Annotated in this window: 19 protein-coding genes and 3 pseudogenes; 8 read left to right on the plus strand and 14 right to left on the minus strand. The window is 54.7% G+C overall.

All coding sequences use genetic code 11. The features are described 5' to 3' along the window. The coding region (locus GM30_RS26915; protein ID WP_238582588.1) for a hypothetical protein at positions 1 to 86 on the plus strand (86 nt) is incomplete at its 5' end. Between the two features lie 40 nt (positions 87 to 126). Here the strand turns inward: GM30_RS26915 and mnmH are convergent. From mnmH to ppiB, 7 genes and pseudogenes are all read right to left on the minus strand, one after another. Further along, positions 127 to 1,110: pseudogene (mnmH, locus tag GM30_RS01700) on the minus strand (tRNA 2-selenouridine(34) synthase MnmH); the annotation flags it as partial. Between the two features lie 104 nt (positions 1,111 to 1,214). Beyond that, positions 1,215 to 2,140 (minus strand): annotated as a pseudogene (locus tag GM30_RS01705) (ATP-grasp domain-containing protein). Continuing rightward, on the minus strand, positions 2,137 to 2,646 hold the full coding sequence (gene purE / locus GM30_RS01710) for a 5-(carboxyamino)imidazole ribonucleotide mutase (RefSeq protein ID WP_049847235.1): 510 nt from the start codon (positions 2,644 to 2,646) through the stop codon (positions 2,137 to 2,139). The pseudogene GM30_RS01705 and the gene purE overlap by 4 nt, the downstream one beginning before the upstream one ends. 116 nt (positions 2,647 to 2,762) lie before the next feature. Continuing rightward, entirely contained in the window at positions 2,763 to 3,704 is a 942-nt protein-coding gene (locus GM30_RS01715) for a DUF1848 domain-containing protein (RefSeq protein WP_049847236.1), read from the minus strand. Further along, on the minus strand, positions 3,701 to 4,573 hold the full coding sequence (locus tag GM30_RS01720) for a hypothetical protein (RefSeq protein WP_049847237.1): 873 nt from the start codon (positions 4,571 to 4,573) through the stop codon (positions 3,701 to 3,703). The genes GM30_RS01715 and GM30_RS01720 overlap by 4 nt, the downstream gene beginning before the upstream one ends. A gap of 60 nt (positions 4,574 to 4,633) precedes the next feature. Continuing rightward, a complete protein-coding gene (lpxH, locus tag GM30_RS01725; RefSeq protein ID WP_049847238.1) occupies positions 4,634 to 5,356 on the minus strand; it encodes a UDP-2,3-diacylglucosamine diphosphatase in 723 nt (240 codons plus the stop codon). Positions 5,357 to 5,358: 2 nt separating this feature from the next. Then, positions 5,359 to 5,853 (minus strand): peptidylprolyl isomerase B, encoded by a 495-nt coding sequence (gene ppiB / locus GM30_RS01730; RefSeq protein ID WP_049847239.1) that lies wholly within the window; start codon positions 5,851 to 5,853, stop codon positions 5,359 to 5,361. Positions 5,854 to 6,025: 172 nt separating this feature from the next. Between ppiB and cysS the strand changes: the two genes are divergently transcribed. Next, positions 6,026 to 7,411: a cysteine--tRNA ligase gene (cysS, locus tag GM30_RS01735; protein WP_049847240.1), complete on the plus strand. Its 1,386-nt coding sequence runs from the start codon at positions 6,026 to 6,028 to the stop codon at positions 7,409 to 7,411. A 39-nt stretch (positions 7,412 to 7,450) separates the two neighbouring features. On the opposite strand, the gene GM30_RS01740 is transcribed toward cysS, so the two are convergent. From GM30_RS01740 to folD, 5 genes are all read right to left on the minus strand, one after another. After that, positions 7,451 to 7,975 carry a metal-dependent hydrolase gene (locus GM30_RS01740; protein WP_049847241.1) on the minus strand — a complete coding sequence of 175 codons (525 nt, stop codon included), beginning with the start codon at positions 7,973 to 7,975 and terminating at the stop codon, positions 7,451 to 7,453. A gap of 74 nt (positions 7,976 to 8,049) precedes the next feature. Further along, positions 8,050 to 9,066, minus strand: a complete 1,017-nt coding sequence (gene malI / locus GM30_RS01745; protein ID WP_049847242.1) for a Mal regulon transcriptional regulator MalI — start codon at positions 9,064 to 9,066, stop codon at positions 8,050 to 8,052. An 87-nt stretch (positions 9,067 to 9,153) separates the two neighbouring features. Further along, the gene (locus tag GM30_RS01750) at positions 9,154 to 10,653 is read right to left on the minus strand and encodes a PTS transporter subunit EIIC (RefSeq protein WP_049847243.1); all 1,500 of its coding nucleotides are present in this window, start codon (positions 10,651 to 10,653) and stop codon (positions 9,154 to 9,156) included. 229 nt (positions 10,654 to 10,882) lie between these two features. After that, positions 10,883 to 11,095 (minus strand): ribosome-associated protein YbcJ, encoded by a 213-nt coding sequence (gene ybcJ / locus GM30_RS01755; protein WP_049847244.1) that lies wholly within the window; start codon positions 11,093 to 11,095, stop codon positions 10,883 to 10,885. Continuing rightward, on the minus strand, positions 11,096 to 11,962 hold the full coding sequence (gene folD / locus GM30_RS01760; protein WP_049847245.1) for a bifunctional methylenetetrahydrofolate dehydrogenase/methenyltetrahydrofolate cyclohydrolase FolD: 867 nt from the start codon (positions 11,960 to 11,962) through the stop codon (positions 11,096 to 11,098). Positions 11,963 to 12,405: 443 nt separating this feature from the next. Between folD and fimA the strand changes: the two genes are divergently transcribed. From fimA to sfmF, 6 genes and pseudogenes are all read left to right on the plus strand, one after another. Continuing rightward, positions 12,406 to 12,957, plus strand: a complete 552-nt coding sequence (gene fimA, locus GM30_RS01765; RefSeq protein ID WP_155483896.1) for a type 1 fimbrial major subunit FimA — start codon at positions 12,406 to 12,408, stop codon at positions 12,955 to 12,957. A gap of 71 nt (positions 12,958 to 13,028) precedes the next feature. Beyond that, positions 13,029 to 13,574 (plus strand): type 1 fimbrial protein subunit FimI, encoded by a 546-nt coding sequence (gene fimI, locus GM30_RS01770; RefSeq protein ID WP_049847247.1) that lies wholly within the window; start codon positions 13,029 to 13,031, stop codon positions 13,572 to 13,574. Positions 13,575 to 13,617: 43 nt separating this feature from the next. Further along, positions 13,618 to 14,310, plus strand: coding sequence for a type 1 fimbria chaperone FimC (fimC, locus tag GM30_RS01775; RefSeq protein ID WP_049847248.1), 693 nt, complete (start codon positions 13,618 to 13,620; stop codon positions 14,308 to 14,310). A gap of 20 nt (positions 14,311 to 14,330) precedes the next feature. Further along, a pseudogene (gene fimD, locus GM30_RS01780) lies at positions 14,331 to 16,816 on the plus strand (outer membrane usher protein FimD). Positions 16,817 to 16,820: 4 nt separating this feature from the next. Then, a complete protein-coding gene (gene fimH / locus GM30_RS01785; RefSeq protein WP_049857526.1) occupies positions 16,821 to 17,825 on the plus strand; it encodes a type 1 fimbria D-mannose specific adhesin FimH in 1,005 nt (334 codons plus the stop codon). Beyond that, entirely contained in the window at positions 17,818 to 18,336 is a 519-nt protein-coding gene (gene sfmF, locus GM30_RS01790; protein WP_049847250.1) for a fimbria assembly protein, read from the plus strand. Before fimH ends, sfmF begins: the two co-directional genes overlap by 8 nt. A gap of 48 nt (positions 18,337 to 18,384) precedes the next feature. Here sfmF and fimZ read toward each other — a convergent pair whose 3' ends face one another. Continuing rightward, the gene (gene fimZ, locus GM30_RS01795; protein ID WP_049847251.1) at positions 18,385 to 19,011 is read right to left on the minus strand and encodes a fimbria biosynthesis transcriptional regulator FimZ; all 627 of its coding nucleotides are present in this window, start codon (positions 19,009 to 19,011) and stop codon (positions 18,385 to 18,387) included. A gap of 791 nt (positions 19,012 to 19,802) precedes the next feature. Continuing rightward, on the minus strand, positions 19,803 to 20,525 hold the full coding sequence (locus tag GM30_RS01800; RefSeq protein WP_049847252.1) for a hypothetical protein: 723 nt from the start codon (positions 20,523 to 20,525) through the stop codon (positions 19,803 to 19,805). Positions 20,526 to 20,762 lie beyond the last annotated feature (237 nt).

The raw sequence follows: 20,762 nt of genomic DNA on the forward strand, positions 1-20,762 counted from the left end.
TCCGTGTTGATTATGAACACGTCTTTACGTCCAGCACCGACGATCTGGGTGATATGAACCTGGTGCGTCTGCGTTACGACTTCTGATAAACGCCAGCAGGCGGGGCTTCCCGCCTGCTTTTTCAGGCTATTTTCTCAGCCACGCCTTCACGCTCTGCCAGTTGCCGCGAAAAACGATGTTGCCGGCTTTTCGCTCCAGCTGATAGCGGTACATCGGATCGTAATACTCGTTCAGCAGCGGCACCAGCCAGCTAAAATGCGCTTCTGTAGAGCCTGTTCGCTGCTGTTGCAGCAGGGCGGTGTCGAGGTAATCGGTCAACTGGGCAAAACGCTGTAACCCGAGACGGCGACGAATGGCGAACAGCCCGTGATGCAAATACGCACTGTATTCCTGCCAGCCCGTTTCTTCGCCCATCGCAGCGATAAAATCATGATGCATGCGGGTGAAATACTCTTCCCGCAGCCGTTCAAGACGCACGTCAAAGGGATCTTCTACCACCGCAATCGGCGACTGCGCCATACGCTCGCGCAGGCATTCCGGCAGGTGGTTGGCACCAATCATATGGCCTTCATCTTCCAGCACCCAGCGCACGTTGTCGTTGTGCTGCGCGTTTTTCAGTAATGCGACGGCCAGGTGGTTCTCGAACGTCGCTTGCGGCAGTTGTGCCTGCAGCGTACGGCCAAACGATGAGCCACGGTGATGCGCCAGCCCTTCGAGATCGATACCCTGAGCCATCTCGCGCACCAGCTGCGTTTTGCCGTTGCCGGTACAGCCGCCGACCAGCACCAGCGGGTGCTGCACCAGTGTTTCCGTCGCCTGAATGGCGGCCTGACGCAGCGCTTTATAACCGCCGACCACTAACGGGAAATCAACACCGCTCGCTTTCAGCCACTGCTGAACGATATGCGAGCGCTGCCCGCCGCGGGCGCAGCACAGATAGCCCTGCGGCGCACGGGCGCAGGCCTCGCGCCAGGCGGTGATGCGTTTCGCACGTTTTTCGCCGCTGACCAACTGATGACCGAGCGCCAGCGCGGCTTCCGAGCCCTGGCGCTTATAGCAGGTACCGACAGCGGCACGTTCGTCGTCGTCCATCAGCGGAAGGGTCACGGCGGGNNTTCTGTAAAAAGCTGAAGCCGGTAAAGGCATCGGGGAATTCTACGCGCCAGGAGGTGTGCCGGGGAAGAGGGGAAAGCGGGATTCCCCGGCAAGAGAGGTTATTTCAGACGATTTTGCGCCCAGACGATACCGCTGGCGTACTCGGCAGGCAGAAGCGTCGTCAGCGCTTCCAGCGTGGCGTGCAGCCTGTCGGTATCGCTGTCGTTCAGATTGAGGTGCCCGACTTTGCGGCCCGGACGCACCTCTTTGTCGTACCAGTGCAGATGCACCAGCGGCAGCTTCAGCCAGTCATAATTTAGGTCGGTGCCGNNGCCGTTCTGCGTCCAGTGGCCGCTGTTGTGCACGCGCGGCGCCAGTTCGTTGATCAGCAAACCGGCCGGGGTGATAAAACACTCCATCGCCATCACGCCGACATAATCCAACTCGTTCATGATGGCGGTGAGCATGTTCTCAGCCTGCGCCTGCTGGCGGGCATCGGCCTGCGGAAAGGCCACGCTGACGCGCAAAATCCCTTCCTGATGCAGGTTGTGCGTCAGCGGGTAAAACACGGTGCTGCCGTCGTGAGCGCGGGCGCCCACCAGCGAAACTTCACCGGAGAAATTAATGCCCTGCTCAACGATGCATTCGCCGTAGCAGTCCTGCGGTAGTTCGTCGGTTTCACCGGCGCGAAGACGCCACTGGCCGCGACCGTCGTAACCGCCGGTGCGGCGCTTAACGATAGCCAGCTCGCCAAGACGCGCAAACACGCCCGGCCACTCGCTGGCGTCTGCCCGCTTTGCGTCAGGCGGTCGGCGATAATCGGAAATACGTCGCGGTTGACGAACGCCGGGTGACGCGCCAGTTCGCGGGTCAGCGCCGTTTCCGGCCAGCGTTCGATTTCCGCGGTGATCACGCTCTGATGAAACGGCACAGCTTCCGGATCGGCCTCCAGACCGACCGGCCAGACGGTAATGCCCAACGGTTCACCCGCCTGGCGCAGCATCCGACCCAGTTGACCATTACCGAGCACGCAGACCTGCTTCATGCCTCACCCCGCGGATCCGGGTTATTCAGTACTTCGTCGGTCTGGGCCTTACGCCAGTCGCTCAGGCGCTGGTGCAGCGCCGCATCGTGCTGGGCGAGAATTTGTGCGGCCAGCAGTGCCGCGTTTGCCGCACCGGCTTTGCCGATCGCCAGCGTTCCCACCGGAATACCGCGCGGCATCTGGACGATGGAGTAGAGGCTGTCCACGCCGCTCAGCGCGGCGCTTTGCACCGGCACGCCCAGTACTGGCACCAGCGTTTTCGCGGCAATCATGCCCGGCAGATGTGCCGCGCCGCCCGCGCCCGCAATAATCACCTGATAGCCGTTCGCTTCCGCGCTTTCGGCAAAGCTGAACAGTTTGTCAGGGGTGCGGTGAGCGGAAACCACTTCGGTATGGTACGGAACATTCAGGGTGTCGAGGATGTCGCTGGCAAACTGCATGGTTGCCCAGTCGCTTTTGGACCCCATAACGATGGCGATACGTGCCGGATTAGTGCGGGAAGACATGCGTCTTAAAACTCCTGTGGGTGTCATACACACTGCTGCAGAGGGCACAGAGAATAGCACGGAAAACCGGCAAGGAAAACGGTTGCGCGTCCTGAGAACGCGACATCAAAACAGGGTCAGAATAAATTCTGCTGGAAGATCACCGGCTGTAGCAGGTGGGGATCCACGCCTTCAGCATTACCGAGTAAAAAGGGACTGTGCGGATCGTGTTTTTTGAAATTGGTGTTGGCCTGGCTGTGATTGAAAGTGGCATAGCAATATTTGCATCCGTGCAGACAGGTATTATACACGCCGATATCCACGCTTTTGACACAACCGCAGGCCTCGCGCTGACCGGGATCTTTGTTGTTTGCCAGTAACAGGCCAAACAGGTTGTTGATTAGCGCTTCGTCAATGCATTTGCCATGCTGAATGCCCTGTGTCGCCAGGTCAACGTCCTCGGCACAGGAATAAATCGCCAGATCATGCTGCCGGGCGATGTCCGCCATCTTTTGCGACAGCGACAAACAGAGTTCATGGTTGTGGGTAATATCGCTATAAACAAGCGTATCGACAGTTTTCAGGTTCTTTTCGGTTTTCTGATAGAAGTCCGCAAAGCTAATTACGACACGGCGGGTATGGCCTTCCAGTTCACCCGCCAGTTTGCTGAACAGGCGCAGATGCTCGTCAAAGGGCAGCATATTCGAGAACAGAATGGGATCGTAACGCCAGATAACTTTGTCAGCGCCCACTTTTGCAGACAACTGCTTGAATACGTCGAGAGCCTTATGCGGGTTGAGGGTTTTCGCTTCCAGCGCGCGCGGGTAACCCGTGATGGTGAACTGGAAATAAAAGCGATGCCCGAGCTCGGTCAGCTCATCAAGGTAAGGAAGTAATTTTGTTGGGTTGCGCGTCCAGAACACAATCGCGTCGACATCTTCAGGCAGCAGCGAAACGCGCGATACCTGATGATAATTAAACGGATTACGGGTCAGCAAAAAACCGGCACGAATACGGTTCATCAACCATTCGCTATAAAACGCAGGAATGTCTGTCCGGCGACTGGCGCTGATGATCATCGCGTGTATTCCAGGATTTGATAGTTCATATAGCTGTTCTTCATTACCGGGCTATGGACGACCCGGCATTTACAATCAAGTTCAGCGCCTTCTTCGCAAAGATGTATTCCATCCGGATAGTCGAAACCGTAATTTATCCCTTTCAGACCCTGGAATTCGTGGTCTCCCCGGTAAAACGTCTCGTCACTGGGGTCATCGGTAGTGAAACCCTGCTTTAACAGAGCGTCATGGAAGTGAGAGAACAGTTCAACGTGATGGCGGTTAAGATTGTGATTGACGGTAATAAAAGAGTTAAGGAAGTAAACGGTATCCTTCGGCGTACTGGCTATTTTCCTGGCGAACGAAGGCATATCAATGTTTTCAGCAATATCACCCAGGGATTTTGGAAAGATAAAAACATCCGTATCATCAAGCGCAGTTTGCGTTATGTTGGAAATGGACATCGTTTTTAAGCACAGGTTATCCTCGCTTTCAGGAAGTAAATTTCTTGTTTTCCATTTGCAGATGTCGTAACCGTAATAATCAAACTCAATATCTTGCAGATTGTGCAGAAGCGCAAAGTAATCCGGATAGAGCCCACAGCCAAAAGAAGAGACATTTATTTCATCTGCCCCATTGTTTTTCAATCTGTTGACAAGTTTTGTGGCAAGAACGCAATATTCGAAATAATAAGCGGGAAGGTATTTCAGAGCATAGAGTTTTTGATAAATTTCATCATCATAATTGCCATTTGCTGGTGATGCGTCCGAGTAGCCACATAAATCACCATCCTGCATGATGCTGTTATAGAAATTATTAACAACCTCATGGATAAAATCACGTTCTATGTTCATAACGATCCCGCAATATTGGTTATTGCGTTTCAGCATAGCGGTCCCGCTACCCGGGATGATGATCTACATCAGTAGAACATAATGAGAAAAGAAAATTTAAAACGGGAAGGCAATGAGTTCAACGTTCTCAGCCGTGACTTTGATCATCGACCCTTCATGGTGCCAGGCGCCCAGCACCGCGCGAAACGCGTCGTTGCCGTTGGCCTGCAGGGAATGGATGGCTGGACGATGTGTGTGCCCATGAATCAGCCACTGCACATCATGTTTTTCCATCACGTTCACTACCGCCTGCGGGTTGACGTCCATGACATCCAGCGATTTGCTGCTGTTCGCCGCTTTACTGCCTGCGCGCATGCGGGCGGCAATTTTCTGACGGATAAACAGCGGCAGGGCGAGAAACAGGGTCTGGATCCACGGCGTGTGGACTTTTTTGCGAAACGCCTGATAACCGGTATCGTCGGTACAGAGCGTATCGCCATGCATGATCAGCACGCGACGACCGCTAATTTCCAGCACCTTTTCTTCAGGCAACAGGATCATCCCGCTTTCCCGGGCAAAGCGTTTGCCGACGAGGAAATCACGGTTGCCGTGCATGAAATAACAGGGAACGCCCGCATCCACCAGCGCGTGGAGGGCGGCGGCAATGTCACGGTGCAACGGGTTCGGGTCGTCATCGCCGATCCACGCTTCAAACAGATCGCCCAGAATATAGAGCGCGTCGGCCTGTCGGGCTTCACCGTTTAAAAAACGCAGAAAACCGGCGGTGATCGCCGGTTCTTCTGCTTGCAGATGCAGGTCTGCGATAAAGAGTGTCGCCACGATTACTCGCTGACGGTCACGCTTTCGATGATAACGTCTTCTTTCGGCACATCCTGATGCATGCCGCTGCGGCCGGTAGACACGCCTTTGATCTTATCAACAACGTCCATCCCTTCAACGACTTCCGCGAACACGCAGTAGCCCCAGCCCTGCAGGCTTTCGCCGGAGAAGTTCAGGAAGTCGTTATCCGCGACGTTGATGAAGAACTGCGCGGTGGCAGAGTGCGGCGCCTGAGTACGGGCCATTGCCAGCGTACCACGGCTGTTTTTCAGACCGTTGTTTGCTTCGTTTTTAATCGCTGCTTTGGTCTCTTTCTGGTGCATACCAGGCTCGAAACCGCCGCCCTGAATCATAAAGCCATTGATTACACGGTGGAAAATGGTGTTGTTGTAGAAACCTTCGCGGCAATAGTCCAGGAAGTTCTTAACTGTTTCAGGCGCTTTTTCATCAAAAGTTTTGATAACGATATCGCCATGATTAGTGTGGAAAGTAACCATTTTTGCATCCTGTTCCGGTAGAGTAGTGCGTAGACCCAACAGTGGGTCAGATGTAGGGGGCTGTTATAGCATAACCTTGGGGCGGGATCATCTTGCAATGTGTGCTGCTTCAGGATTGAATTACAGGTAGAATACGCGCTTTTCGTTCACACACGGATATATGGAATCTTCGATGCTAAAAATCTTCAACACTATGACTCGTCAGAAAGAGGAATTCAAACCCATTCATGCCGGGGAAGTCGGCATGTACGTGTGTGGCATCACCGTTTACGATCTCTGTCATATTGGCCACGGCCGTACGTTCGTGGCGTTTGATGTGGTAACGCGCTATTTGCGCTTCCTCGGCTACAAACTGAAATACGTCCGTAATATCACCGATATCGACGATAAAATTATTAAGCGCGCCAATGAAAATGGCGAAAGTTTCGTCGCGCTGGTTGATCGTATGATCGCCGAAATGCACAAAGATTTTGATGCACTTAATATTCTGCGCCCGGACAGTGAACCTCGCGCCACACATCATATTCACGAAATCATTGAAATCACCGAGCGCCTGATTGAACGTGGCCATGCTTACGTGGCGGACAACGGCGACGTGATGTTCTCTGTGCCGACCGATCCAACCTACGGCAAGTTGTCGCGTCAGGATCTGGACCAACTGCAGGCGGGCGCGCGCGTTGACGTGGTTGACGTCAAGCGCAACCCGATGGACTTCGTGCTGTGGAAAATGTCCAAAGCGGGCGAGCCGAGCTGGCCGTCTCCGTGGGGCGACGGGCGTCCGGGCTGGCACATCGAATGTTCGGCGATGAACTGCAAACAGCTGGGCACCCATTTTGATATCCACGGCGGCGGTTCGGATTTGATGTTCCCGCATCATGAAAACGAAATCGCGCAGTCTACCTGTGCGCATGACGGGGAATACGTCAACACCTGGATGCACTCCGGGATGGTGATGGTGGACCGCGAAAAAATGTCCAAATCGCTGGGCAACTTCTTTACCGTTCGCGACGTGCTGAAGTATTACGACGCGGAAACCGTGCGTTACTTCCTGATGTCCGGCCATTACCGCAGCCAGCTGAACTACAGCGAAGAAAACCTCAAGCAGGCGCGTTCGGCGCTGGAGCGTCTGTATACCGCGCTGCGCGGCACTGATAAATCCGTGGCACCGGCGGGTGGCGACGCGTTTGAAGCGCGTTTTGTCGAGGTGATGAACGACGATTTCAACACCCCGGAAGCGTATTCCGTGTTGTTCGATATGGCGCGTGAAGTGAACCGCCTGAAGACGGAAGATATGGCGGCGGCAAACGCGCTGGCGTCACACATGCGTAAACTCGCCGGTGTGCTGGGGCTGCTGGAGCAGGAGCCGGAAACCTTCCTGCAGAGCGGCGCGCAGGCGGACGACGATGAAGTGGCTGAGATTGAAGCCCTGATCAAACAGCGTCTGGAAGCGCGACAGGCGAAAGACTGGGCGGCGGCCGATGCGGCGCGCGATCGCCTGAACGAGATGGGCATCGTGCTGGAAGACGGCCCGCAGGGCACGACGTGGCGACGTAAGTAAGTCTGGTCACGCCCGGTAGCGTTTCGCTTACCGGGCGTTTTACTGTTTGCGCTTCCACCACAACAACCCCATCACCACCACGCCCGGCAACCACACCCACAACAGCTCAGATATGATCACCTGATGGCCGTAAGGCGTCGTATAGCGTGACAGTGCAAACGGCGCGACCTTGATCACCTGCCACGGGGCGAAAAAGCGTTCGTCCGACCAGGGCCATAGCCAGCCAACGCCTCTGCCGCCTGTGGTCACCGAATCCAGCAGGCTATGCGACAGCAGAGACACCGTCAGAAACAGCCAACAGCGTACCAGACCGGCGCGGAACCATCGTCGCCCGATGAGCACGCACAGCAGCGGCACCACGAATGCAAACAGCAGCGAGTGGGTGAACCCGCGATGACCGAAAATATTGCCGTAGGCGATACCGAATTTGAATGCCAGCACGTCGGCATCCGGCAACATTGCCAGCGCCACGCCAGCCAGCAGCAGGCGAGGGGGAATGACGCGGGTGCCGAGTCCTAATCCAAGACAAAGCGGGACCGCCGCATGGGTAACGATGGTTGGCATTGGGAAATCATCCGGGGTGAAAAGGACAATATAGCAGCAACCTCAGCGGGATACCGATGAGAGAAAGTCTGAAATCAGGCGGATTCCCGGGCGATAAGCTGCCCTGACAGGGTAATACGCTGCACCTGCAGCTCCGGCTCTTTGAGTTTACGGATCATCAGCGTCGCGGCCTGGCGCCCGGTCTCTTCGCTGGCGGACGACACATAGGTGAACGACGGCGACGTCAGATTCACATGCAACATGTCTTCAAAGCCAATCAGCGCCACCTGTTGGGTGAGAAACACGTCTTTACCCACCGTGCGTCCCACCTGGTGAATGGCGGAGATGGAGCCGATCATCGCGTCCGGCGAATGGCAGAGCAGGGCGGTGATAGTGTTGTTCTTTTCCAGCAGTTGCCGGGTGACGAGGCTGGCGGCATGGGTATCGTCGCTGCAGGCCGGGGTGGCTTCATCACGCCAGACCATGCCGTACTGCGTCAACGCGCTGTGAAAACCAAGCAGACGCTGCTGGCGAATCATATCGTTTTCGCGCCCGCCGATATACGCGATGCTGCGATGCCCGCGCTCAATCAGGTAACGGGTGGCGAGACTGGCGGCCTGCCGGTTGTCGCGCATCACCAGATGACAGTTCTCTTCCAGTAACGATTGCGACACCACCACCAGCGGCAGCGGACACTGGCGCATTTTCTCCGGCAGATGCAGCGTGGTCGCGTCGGATGAGAGATAAATCACCCCGGCGACGCCCTGCTGTTTGAACGACAGCAGGCAGCGCTCAAGATGATCGTCATCGTTCAGCGGTTGGCCGAGAAACACCATATAGCCTTGCTTTTCCAGTTCCTGGACGATGCTGGCCATGACCTTGATCGAAAAGCTGTCGCTGAAATCGCGCAGGATCAGACCGATGAGATTGGAGGTGTTAGCGCGCAGGTTGGCGGCGGCGACGTTATGGACGTAACCCAGCTCAGTGATGGCGGCGTGGACTTTCTCGATGGTCGCGTCGGAAATTTTCCCTTTTTGGCGCAGAACCAGTGAAACGGTTGAGACCGAAACCCCCGCCAGTTTCGCAACATCAATAATGCTGACTTTCTTCAAATCCACTCCCTGAAAAAGTTTAACGATCAGCCAGATACCCGCACGTCTCCCGCCGGAGCAGGAGACGTTCAGCGTATCATTTTCCTGTTATTTGCCAATCATCGTCGACATAGTTTGTGCAATAAATTGCGCTCTGGCACCAAAAATCACCTGAATGCCGTTATCGCCGACAAAGACCACGCCGCGCGCCCCGACGCCGTTCAGGCCGTCTCTGTCCACTTTCTCGCTGTTAGAGACTTCGAGACGCAGACGGGTGATGCAGGAACCGACGGAGTCGATGTTATGCGCACCGCCCAGCAGCGCGATGATCTCGTTCGCCAGCTCGGTGTCGGTTTTGTCTTTGGCGTCTGATGTCACCTCAGTACGGCCCGGCGTTTTCACATCAAAACGGCGGATCACGTAGCGGAAGGTGAAGTAGTAAATCAGCGCCATCGGAATACCGACGATGACCGCATTGAGGAAGTTGGTCTGGTAGCCATTCAGCGACGGCACGATGCCAAACGACAGGTAGTCGATAAAGCCCGCAGAAAACGACTTGGCGATATGCGCATGCAGCAGGAACATGGTCATGTACGCCAGACCGGCCATGATGGCGTTAAAGACGTAGAGGATTGGCGCCACGAAGATAAAGGTGAACTCAACCGGCTCGGTGATGCCTGTCAGGAAACAGGTCAGTGCGGCGGAGAACAGAATACCGGAGGCGATCTTTTTGTTTTTAGTGTGCGCTTCGTGATACATCGCCAGACAGGCCGCCGGCAGCGCGAATAGCATCAGCGGGAACTCACCCTGCATGAACTTACCGGCGTTCTGGTAAGTGTCGCTGCTGAATGATTTCACCCCTTCTTCGAGCATTTTGAACCAGATAGTCTGGTCGCCGTGGATCACCTGACCGGCCTGGGTGGTGTAATCACCAAACGAATACCAGAACGACGGATACCAGATGTGGTGCAGACCGAGCGGGATCAGCGCACGTTCGACGAGGCCAAAAATGAACGTCGAGGCAGCCTGATTATCCCCGTTCACCACCAGTGACAGCGCGTCGATACCGGCCTGAATGTGCTGCCAGATATAGGGCAGCAGCAGACCGAGCACGAAGGAGAGACACGCGGTGGCGATGGCGACAAAGCGTTTGCCGGAGAAGAAGCCGAGGAATTCCGGCAACTGCATCGCGTGGAAGCGGTTATAGCACCACGCGGCGAGGATGCCGCAAATCAGGCCCCCGAACACGCCCATTTGTAAGGTAGGAATACCGACTACCATCGCGTATTTCCCGCCCTGCGACGCCATTTCCGGCGTAATACCCAGAACGGTGCTGATAGTGATGTTGGTGACAAAAACCGACACCGCCGCAGAGAGCGCGGCAATGCCGGATTCTGACGCCAGCCCGACGGCTGAACCGATCGCAAACAGCATTGGCAGGTTGTCGAAGATAACCCCACCCGCGTTCATCATCAGCGGAAGGTGGAATTTATCCCCGAAGGCCAACAGCAGACCGGCAGCGGGCAGTAATGAAATTGGCAGCATTAATGCGCGACCAATCATCGATAGTTTGGACAACGATTTAACAAGACCTGATATCAGACTCATGCTGATTCCCCCGAGTGGAGACCCCTGGTGTGCGCTTTTCACGCGTTATAGTAGTGAGTAGAACGTTATAGTAGAACGTTCTACTTATCGTGGAATAATCTGATATCAGCCGCAACTACATTTTCACATTCAGGGCAGACGAGTTTGTGATTCTTTGAAGTTGATCGAGAATTAACCGTTATGGTAGTGGGGGAAAACCCTCTCCAGGCGAAGAGGGTTGGCAGGCATCTCAGGCAGTAATGGTAATGCTCTGGCCGTCAAAGCTGACGGTCTGACCGGCGACAATCTTGCAGCGCTTGCGGGTTTCCACCACGCCATCCACCGTCACCTGCCCGTCGGCGATAAAAATCTTCGCCTGGGCGCCGCTTTCGCTCCAGCCTTCCAGCTTCAGCAGATCGCACAGCTCAACGTGCGGGTGTTTACCTAACGAAAACGTGGCCACTTATGCCTCCTCCACATCATGATATTCTTCACACGCCTGTAGCGTGTTCTGGATAAGCGTTGCCACGGTCATTGGACCAACGCCACCCGGTACCGGGGTGATATACGACGCGCGCGCGGCAGCATCGTCAAAAATCACATCGCCCACCACTTTGCCGTTTTCCAGACGGTTAATGCCGACGTCCACTACGATCGCACCCTCTTTGATCCAGTCGCCTGGAATAAAGCCCGGTTTACCGACGGCGACGATCAGCAGATCGGCATGCTCAACGTGATGGCGCAGGTTTTTGGTAAAGCGGTGGGTAACGGTGGTGGTGCAACCGGCCAGCAGCAGCTCCATGCTCATCGGGCGTCCGACAATATTGGACGCGCCAATAATCACCGCGTTCAGGCCATAGGTGTCGATGTTATAACGCTCCAGCAGCGTCACAATGCCGCGCGGTGTACACGGGCGCAGGCGTGGCGCGCGCTGGCACAGACGACCGACGTTATAGGGATGAAAGCCGTCAACGTCTTTATCCGGCGCAATACGTTCCAGCACCTTCACGTTATCAATGCCCGCCGGCAGCGGAAGCTGAACCAGAATGCCGTCAATCTCGCGATCGGCATTCAGCGTATCGATGAGTTCCAGCAGTTCGGCTTCGGTGGTGGTTTCAGGCAGATCGTAAGAGCGGGAGATGAAACCCACTTCCTCGCAGGCTTTGCGTTTGCTGCCAACATAAATTTGCGATGCAGGGTTACTACCGACCAGCACAACGGCCAGTCCCGGGGCGCGTTTTCCGGCGGCGATACGCGCCTTCACTTTTTCCGCAACCTCAGAGCGCACCTGCTGCGCAATCGTTTTACCGTCAATAATCTTTGCTGCCATCAGAGAGGAGATTCCATCTGTCATAAAGAAAAGGGGGATTGCGCATATTTTGTCAGAAGCGGGGCGTGATGTCAGTCACCGTTTACGTTTTTATCGCAGGCACCCCGCAGCCAGGCCGTGTCGAAAGTGCTTCATGCTTAACCCATAATCTTGCTGAGGCTTTTCTTATTCCTGTTTAAGACATGACTGAGCGTAATGAAAGTCTTTATACGTATTTTGTATGAGCGGGTTGGGTTAATTTATTCGCCGTGTCAGGGACATTATTTTATTCCAGAGAATAACCGCTAATGCATTTAATTAGCGAAGCAACGAGCTGCGAATAAATCGCTCTCAGCAGGAAGACGGGAGCATACTGGCGGCTATTATTGCCCGCCATAGTAAATCACACGGAGCGTACAGGAAGCACGCGACGGATGTGCGTTTTTTCAATTCAAGGAAAATCCATGAAATTAAAAACTCTTGCTGCTGCACTGGTGGCAACATTAGGCCTTGCTGCCTCCACGGCAAATGCGGCGGCAACGTCTGTTAACGGTGGCACCGTGCATTTTAAAGGCGAACTGGTGAATGCGGCTTGTGCGGTCAGCACGGCGTCTTCCAACCAGACCGTAGAACTGGGCCAGTACCGCACCGCGACCTTCACCAAAACCGGTGATACCTCCGCGAAAATCCCGTTCAGCATCGTACTGAACGACTGCGATCCGACCGTGGCTGCAACCGCTGCCGTGGCGTTCAGCGGCTCCATCGATGGTGACGACAGCACCCTGCTGGCGGGGGCATCCGGCGATAACAGCACCACAGCGGCAGGCGTGGGTATCCAGATTCTGGACAACGCGTCCAGCGTACTGACCCCGAACGGCGCGATGTTCTCCGCCGCGCAGAACCTGGTTCAGGGCACCAACACCCTGCACTTCAGCGCGCGTTATAAATCCACTGCCGACACTACAGCACCGGGTCAGGCCAACGCCGACGCGACCTTTGTCATGAAGTACGAATAAGGCCATAGCGCAATCAGGACGATCCCGGCCTCAGGGAGGAGGCGCGTCAGAGCCAGCGCCGGAGAGCAGGAATGATACGGACGTTGAGTTTACTTGTGCTGTGTTTTGCGCTGAATGCCCCGGTCAGCGCGCATCGGGTGGTGGTGGATGGCGGTCACGTGCAATTACGTGGCGAGCTGGTCAACGGCGCCTGCGCGGTTTCGCCGGAAAGCGAAAAAATGCGTATCGATATGGGGCAGTATCGCACGAACGCCTTTGGCGGCGTTGGCAGCTTTTCTACCGTGACGGTGCCATTCGGTATCCGGCTGGTGGAGTGTCGCAGCGAGGTTTCCCGTCTGGTGGGGGTGGCGTTTCAGGGGCTGACTCCGGCGGAAGATCCGCAGGTATTTGTCGCCGCCACGCGCGTGGGCGGCGTGCAGAGCGACAGTGGTCTGGGACTCGGCCTGTTTGATTCACACCAGCAGCGCATTGTGCCTAATGATCAACCCCGGACGTATCAGCCCATCGACGCCACCGAAATGACGCTGCATTTCAGCGCGCGCTATCGGGTGATTTCGTTGCCGCTGATCCCCGGCAATATTCATTCGGATGTCTGGTTTACGCTGGTTTATCCCTGAAACGATGACATTCGTCTACAACAATAAAGACAGGTATGCCGTTATGGACAAACTATTTACCCCGGGAGCCATTGTCGCTTTTTTATTTTTCATAATATGTTTGCCTGCGCAGGCGGCAGGGGGAATTGCGCTGGGGGCGACGCGCGTTATTTATCCGGCTGATGCGAAACAGTCCTCACTTTCTATTACCAACAGTAATGCGCAGGAGCGTTACTTAATTAACGCGTGGATCGAAAACAATAACGGTCAAAAAGAAAAAACGTTTGTCGTCACGCCGCCGCTGTTTGTCAGCGAAGCCAACAGCGAAAACACGCTGCGCATTATTTATGCCGGACAGCCGCTGCCCGCCGATCGCGAGACGCTGTTCTGGATGAACGTCAAAGCCATTCCTTCGGTGAATAAAGAGAACGCCAGCGGCAAGAACGTGCTGCAACTGGCGATCCTGTCACGCATCAAACTGTTCGTGCGCCCGGCGAATCTGCCGGTACAGCCTTCAGAAGCGCTGTCACAACTGACGTTTGCCCGCGCCGGAAACCAGCTGAAAGTGACCAACGCCTCGCCGTATTACATCACGCTGGTCAATCTGAATATCGCCGGTAAAAAACTGGAAAATCTGATGGTGGCGCCGAAGAACAGCGGTCAGGTAGCGATCCCGACGGGGGCGCAGGGCGCGCTGAGCTGGCAGAGCGTGAATGATTATGGCGCAATCACGCCCGCGCGCAGCGTGAAGTTATAACAACCGTGTGGGTGTTTATCATGACTTCTGTAACCTGCTCGCGCCTGAACGTGCTGACGCTGGCACTGTTCAGCGCCTGCTGGTCATCGTACAGCTGGGCTGAAAACTACTTCAACCCGGCGTTTCTGTCGGATGATGCGGCGAGCGTCGCCGATTTGTCGCGCTTCGAAAAAGGTAACCAGCAACCGGCGGGCGTCTACCGCGTCGATATCTGGCGCAATGACGAGTTTATCGGCACGCAGGATCTGCCGTTTGTGGCGGCGGAAAAAACTAACCCGGCGGCGGGTGGATTAACGCCGTGCGTGGATCCGGCGTTGGTCACGCGGTTGGGCATTAACCGCCAGGCCTTTCCCGCACCGGCAAAAGATCAACACGACGCCTGCATACCATTAACCACGCGGCTTCCCGGCGCAGAGATTAATTTTGATTTTGCGGCACTCAAACTCGCCTTCAGTATTCCGCAGGCGGCCATGCAAAACAGCGCCCGCGGCTACATTGCGCCGGAAGAGTGGGACGACGGGGTCCCCGCGGCGCTGGTCAACTACAGCTTTAGCGGCAACCGCGGCACCCAGGACGACAGCTATTTTCTCAGCCTGCTGAGTGGCCTGAATTATGGCCCCTGGCGGCTGCGTAATAACGGTACCTGGAATGACACCACCAACAACGGCCAGCATGAGAGTCACTGGAAAAACGTGGCGACCTGGGTACAGCGAGCCATTATTCCGTGGAAAAGCGAGCTGGTGCTCGGCGACAGCAACACTGGCAACGATGTGTTTGACAGCGTCGGCTTTCGCGGCGCGCGACTCTACTCCTCCGACAGCATGTATCCGGACAGCATGCAGGGCTTCGCGCCGACGGTACGCGGCATCGCCCGGACACCGGCCAGAGTGGTGATCCGCCAGAACGGCTATGTGGTGTACCAGAGCTATGTGCAAAGCGGCGCGTTCGCCATCAGCGATCTCAACCCGACCTCCTCCAGCGGTGACCTCGAGGTGACGGTGGAAGAGAAAGACGGTAGCCAGCAGCGCTACACGGTGCCGTATTCCAGCGTGCCGCTGCTGCAGCGTGAAGGCCGCGTCAAATTTGATGTGGTGGCGGGGGATTATCGTTCCGGTAACACACAGCAGGCGACACCGTTTTTCTCACAGGGGACGCTGATCGTCGGCCTTAATAATGGCGTGACGCTGTACGGCGGTTCACAACTGGCGGAAAACTACACCGGCGTGGCGCTGGGTGCCGGTAAAAATCTTGGCGACTGGGGCGCGGTGTCGCTGGATGTAACCCATGCCCGCAGCACGCTGGTGGACGACAGTACGCACGAGGGGCAGTCACTGCGTTTCCTGTATGCCAAATCACTCAACCGGTTTGGTACCAACTTCCAGCTGCTCGGCTATCGCTATTCCACAAAAGGCTTTTATACCCTCGACGACACCACCTGGAAAACGATGAGTGGCTATCAGTACGACGATAAAGACAAAGATGATGACGGCGTGCTGGACGTCATCAGCTACCACAATCTGACGCTCAACAAGAAAGGGCGCTTTCAGGTCAACATTTCACAGTCGCTGGGGGATTACGGCTCGCTGTATCTTTCCGGCAGCCAGCAAAGTTACTGGGGAACCAGCGATACCAACACCTGGTATCAGCTAGGCTATTCCGGCGGCTGGCAGGGGATCAGCTACTCGCTGGCGTGGTCGTGGAACCGCGCGGTGGGGATTTCCGGCACCGACCGCATCGCATCCTTTAATCTGTCGATTCCATTCAGCCTGTTCAGCGGACAGGATTACCGTCGCGATACGGCGTTCGATCGTGCGTACGCTACCGTTGCCGCCAGCCGCAACAGCGACGGGCAAAACAGCTGGCAGAGTGGCGTCAGCGGCACGCTGCTGGAAGGGCGTAACCTGAGCTACAGCGTGACGCAGGGGCATTCCAGCAACAATGGTTACACCGGCAGCGCCAGTGCCACCTGGCAGGCGACGTATGGCACGCTGGGCATGGGTTACAACTACGATCGTGAGCAGCACGATCTCAACTGGCAACTATCGGGCGGCGTGGTGGGCCATGCCGACGGCGTGACCTTCAGGCCGCCGCNNAGTGTTGAAAATCAGACCGGGGTGAAAACCGACTGGCGCGGCTACGCCGTGATGCCGTACGCCACCGTCTATCGCTACAACCGCGTGGCGCTGGATACCAACACCATGGGAAACAATACCGATATCGAAAACAACGTCAGCAACGTGGTGCCGACCGAGGGCGCCGTGGTGCGCGCCGCGTTTGATGCCCGCATTGGCGTGCGTGCGCTGATCACCGCCCGTCGTGGCAATCAGCCGGTGCCGTTTGGCGCCATTGTGCGTGAAACGCAGCGCGGTGTGACCAGCATGGTCGGTGACGACGGGCAGATTTACTTAAGTGGCTTTTTGCTNCGCAATGCCGCGCCGCATATCGTCTGCCTGAAAAGAGCCTGCAACAGGCGATCACCCTCACGGAGGTTCGCTGTGATCGGTAATGTGATGAATAAACGCGTCTGGCTGGCGACGCTGCTGCTATTACTGCCCGCCAGCCAGGCGCTGGCCACGGTGTGCTACAACGAAAACGGGGTGCCAACGGATATCTTTTACGATTTGACCGACAAATTTAACAGTTCCAACAACCAGATTGGGCAGATTGTCACACTGAGCGATAAATCCGGCTGGGTGGGGGTCAACGCGGTGTGCCCGAAAGGCACGTCGGGGAATACGACCAAACGCAGCTATGTCACAGATTTCCCTATCCAGAGCGTGGAGGGCGGGTTTAAATACCTCAAGCTGAATGAGTATCTCAACGGCGCGATGCAGATCACCGACAGCTACGCCGGGGTGTTTTATCCGCCGCAGAACTACATTCAGATGGGGAATCACCCGAACGTTTCCAAAAATCAGCCGTTCCCGGTAAAAGACTCAAAGCTGGTGTTTCGCCTGAAGGTGACGCGGCGTTTTATCAACATGGTGGTGATCCCGCGACAGACAATGTTTCGCGTTTATGTCACGACGACAACAGGCGATCCGCTGACCACGGCGGTTTATAGCATCAGCTACAGCGGTACGATCGAAGTGCCGCAGAGCTGTGCCATCAACGCCGGTAGCGTGGTGGAATTCGATTTCGGCGACATTGGCGCGTCGTTGTTCAGCCAGGCCGGGGCGGGCAACCGTCCGCAGGGGATTGCGGCGCAGCAGAAAACGGTTGGCATCAAATGCACCAACGTTGAGGCGCAGGCGTATCTAAGTATGCGGATTGAAGCTGAACAGGCGCAGGGCAACGCGATGGTCTCTGATAACCCGGATTTAGGGTTTATCGTGGCCGACGGTGCCGGCAGTCCGCTGACACCCAATAGTATCGCCAGCAAAATCCCGTTCCGGCTGAATGACAGTGCCCAGGCGCAGGTGTCGATTCGCGCCTGGCCGGTGAGCGTGACGGGAAATAAACCCAGCGAAGGGCCGTTTACGGCGAGGGGGTATCTGCGTGTTGACTATGATTAACCGCTGCGCGCTCGCGGGGCTGCTGCTGATCACTGCGCAGACGGCGCAGGCGACGACGCCGCTGGGTGAAATCAACATTGAACTGCGGGGTAATGTGGTGGATTTCACCTGCGTGGTGGAGGCGGGTGACAGCGACAAAACCGTGCAACTGGGGCGCTGGCCAACAAAACAGTTGCGACAGGCGGGAAGCACCACCAGTGAGATCCCGTTTACCCTGAAGCTGACCGGCTGTCCGCCGGGCTCGGCGTCCATCACCTTTTCCGGCACGCCTGACACGCAGGACAGCACCTTGTTGAAGTTAAATGGCAATAGTCAGGCCAGCAACGTGGCCGTGGAGATCCGCGATAAAGATCGAACCCGACTACCGTTAGAACAGGCCAGTCAGGCGGTGGCAGTGGATGCGCTGGGAAATGCGACATTACAGTTTTTCGCCAGATACATCGCGACGGCGAACGATCCTCAGCCCGGCGTGGCGGACGCGGACGCTACCTTTATGATTAATTATAATTGAGGAATAACTGAACTCCCGAATTACGTTATGCTCGGGAGTTCTTATTAATTACAATAATTCGTGAGCTTTCGCATAATCAATCAGTTCGACAATGGTATGAACACCCAGTTTGCTGAAAATATTTGATTTATGTGCGCTGATCGTTTTGTTGCTCAATAATAGTTGATCGGCGATCTCTTTATTCGTCAGCCCATTTGCCAGATAACGCAACACCGTCACTTCACGATTCGATAATGGTAGCTCTGGAAGGTCACCACGTCGCGAATGGTTGATCATCGTCAGTGACGCTGACGGAAAAAAAGAATATCCCGCCAGCAGCATTTCAACCGCTTTATAGATGTCGTTTTGATCCTTTCGTTTGCTGACAAATCCGTTCGCCCCCGCCCGTACGGCGCGTCCGGCGTAAAAAGATTCTGACTTTGAGGATAAGAACAATACCTTGGTTTTGTCGTTTATCTCTTTGATTCTTTTGAGCAGAGCAAATCCATCCGTGCCCGGTAATTCGATATCCAGAATAACCATATCAGTGGGATTATTGCGAAGGTAATCGAGTAATTCCCGACTATCATCCGTTTTCATCACCACCTGGATAGCTTTATTTTTATGTAGTAATACTTCGATAGACATTCTGACGATGGGCTGTTCGTCCATAATTATTACGGAAGCCGGTTTCATTTTTCTATTCCTCAGATTGTTAGAACAGTCGTGCCGAATCCATTCCGGATCCACCGCTAGCGGGAAGGATAAAATCAAGAAATCCTGATACTGAAGTATGTTTCCATGGAAAGTGCAAAAGCGTCCCTGTTTTTGTAGCTATGAATCATTTGAATGCGGTTTATTTATTCTGCGAAAAGATCAATAAACACAATGTCATATTATTATTGCTCATCCTGACGTTGCTGATTATACCGTGTAACTTTTCCTGGAAAAGCCTGTGAAATCGACAAAAAGCTTTACCAATTAGGATGTTCTGATGACAGGTAACTATGTTTTTTGTTTTGGTGTAACTGGCTGAAAATTATAATCATGATGAGATCAACGGTTGTGTTAATCAGGAAAAACAACATTAATGACTGGTTGTTGCTCTGTTGTTAAATAGATTTCTGAATGTTTATCATCATGGCAAAAGTTAAACTGGTGACGGAATTCAGACAATATCGCAGTTGTATGGCTGTTTATTGCGATTTGTTGTCGATCTCGCGAGTTGCGCTCAATACAGCAGGATGTTCTGTAGTGGTTGTACTTTACTTATCAATAACCGCCTGTTGTTGATATTTTCATCGAAGATCCGTTCTCCACCGGCTGTACTGAAAGATATTAGCAGCAATATTAACCAGTTGTTGGTTGTAATCTGGTGATAAATTCTGATGAAGTCCTGTTTTTAGGAATAGTTATAATTGTTTTATAAATGTTAATAGTTAACTATCATTTAACAATAAATTAAGTAATTTCTTACGCGTGCGAAATCATTTGCCGGGATGATATTGATTGAGCCGTTGTAACAGGCGAATAAACTGCTGCCGTTTCTGTAATTTCAATAACGTAAGCACTCGGGTGAGTCGATAAATAATGCGGTGGTAGGGACGCTGCTGTAGCGTGGCGATGTTGCGGAGCGTCATGCCTCGCGCCATCAGACAAATAATGTCCCACTCCCGGCCGATAAACCGTTCTCTGGGGTTATCAAAAACCACGCGCGGAAACGCCAGCGCCTGTTGCACGCCGCTTACGGTGAAGCGTCGGTCAATGATGCGACACAGGCAGCTCGCCTCAATAAAACGCACGATTTCCGGATCATCCGCAGTCGTCAACAGGTCAAACGCCAGGTCAGGCTTCTGGCGGCTAATGAGATGCAGTTGATGCAAAAGGTCGAGTACAGAGGTGGTGCTGCCGTTGAGGTCGATAATCATGCGTGCGGAAACCCATTTTTGCCGGGCATGCATCGCCTCTTCCAGACGAGGGAAAATGGTGCTACTGGCCAGTGGCGGCGGGCTGTGGCGGATACCGTTGGCCAGGTAATTGTCGTGCGTCACCAGGATCAGCGTATCGTTCAGGGAGGCGGCACGGGTGGCGACTGGCTGCGCCAGCAAATCGAGGCGATCCACCAGCGCATAGTGCGGTAACGGTAAGCGCGACCCGCATACCGGAGTCACATTGCGACGACGTCTTTCCCTGCGTAACACCACGCGCATAAATTCCCTCTCACGCCGTAAGCCTGCTGAGAATATCAGAAGGTCTTATGCGAACCAGATACTCTTATCTATCGGTAAGCGGCTGAAATCGTTACAGGCTTTTATTCATTCATCGCCGTAACCCCATTGTTACGAAGCGGGAAAAGAGTAAAAACCAGGCGATGCTTAAAACCGCCTGAGACATTTCGCAGTTATGGATGAGGGGCTGTGAACTTTTTTGTTAAATATATGTTGCTT

This window comes from Trabulsiella odontotermitis, from assembly GCF_001188485.1.
GTDB lineage: Bacteria > Pseudomonadota > Gammaproteobacteria > Enterobacterales > Enterobacteriaceae > Trabulsiella > Trabulsiella odontotermitis_A.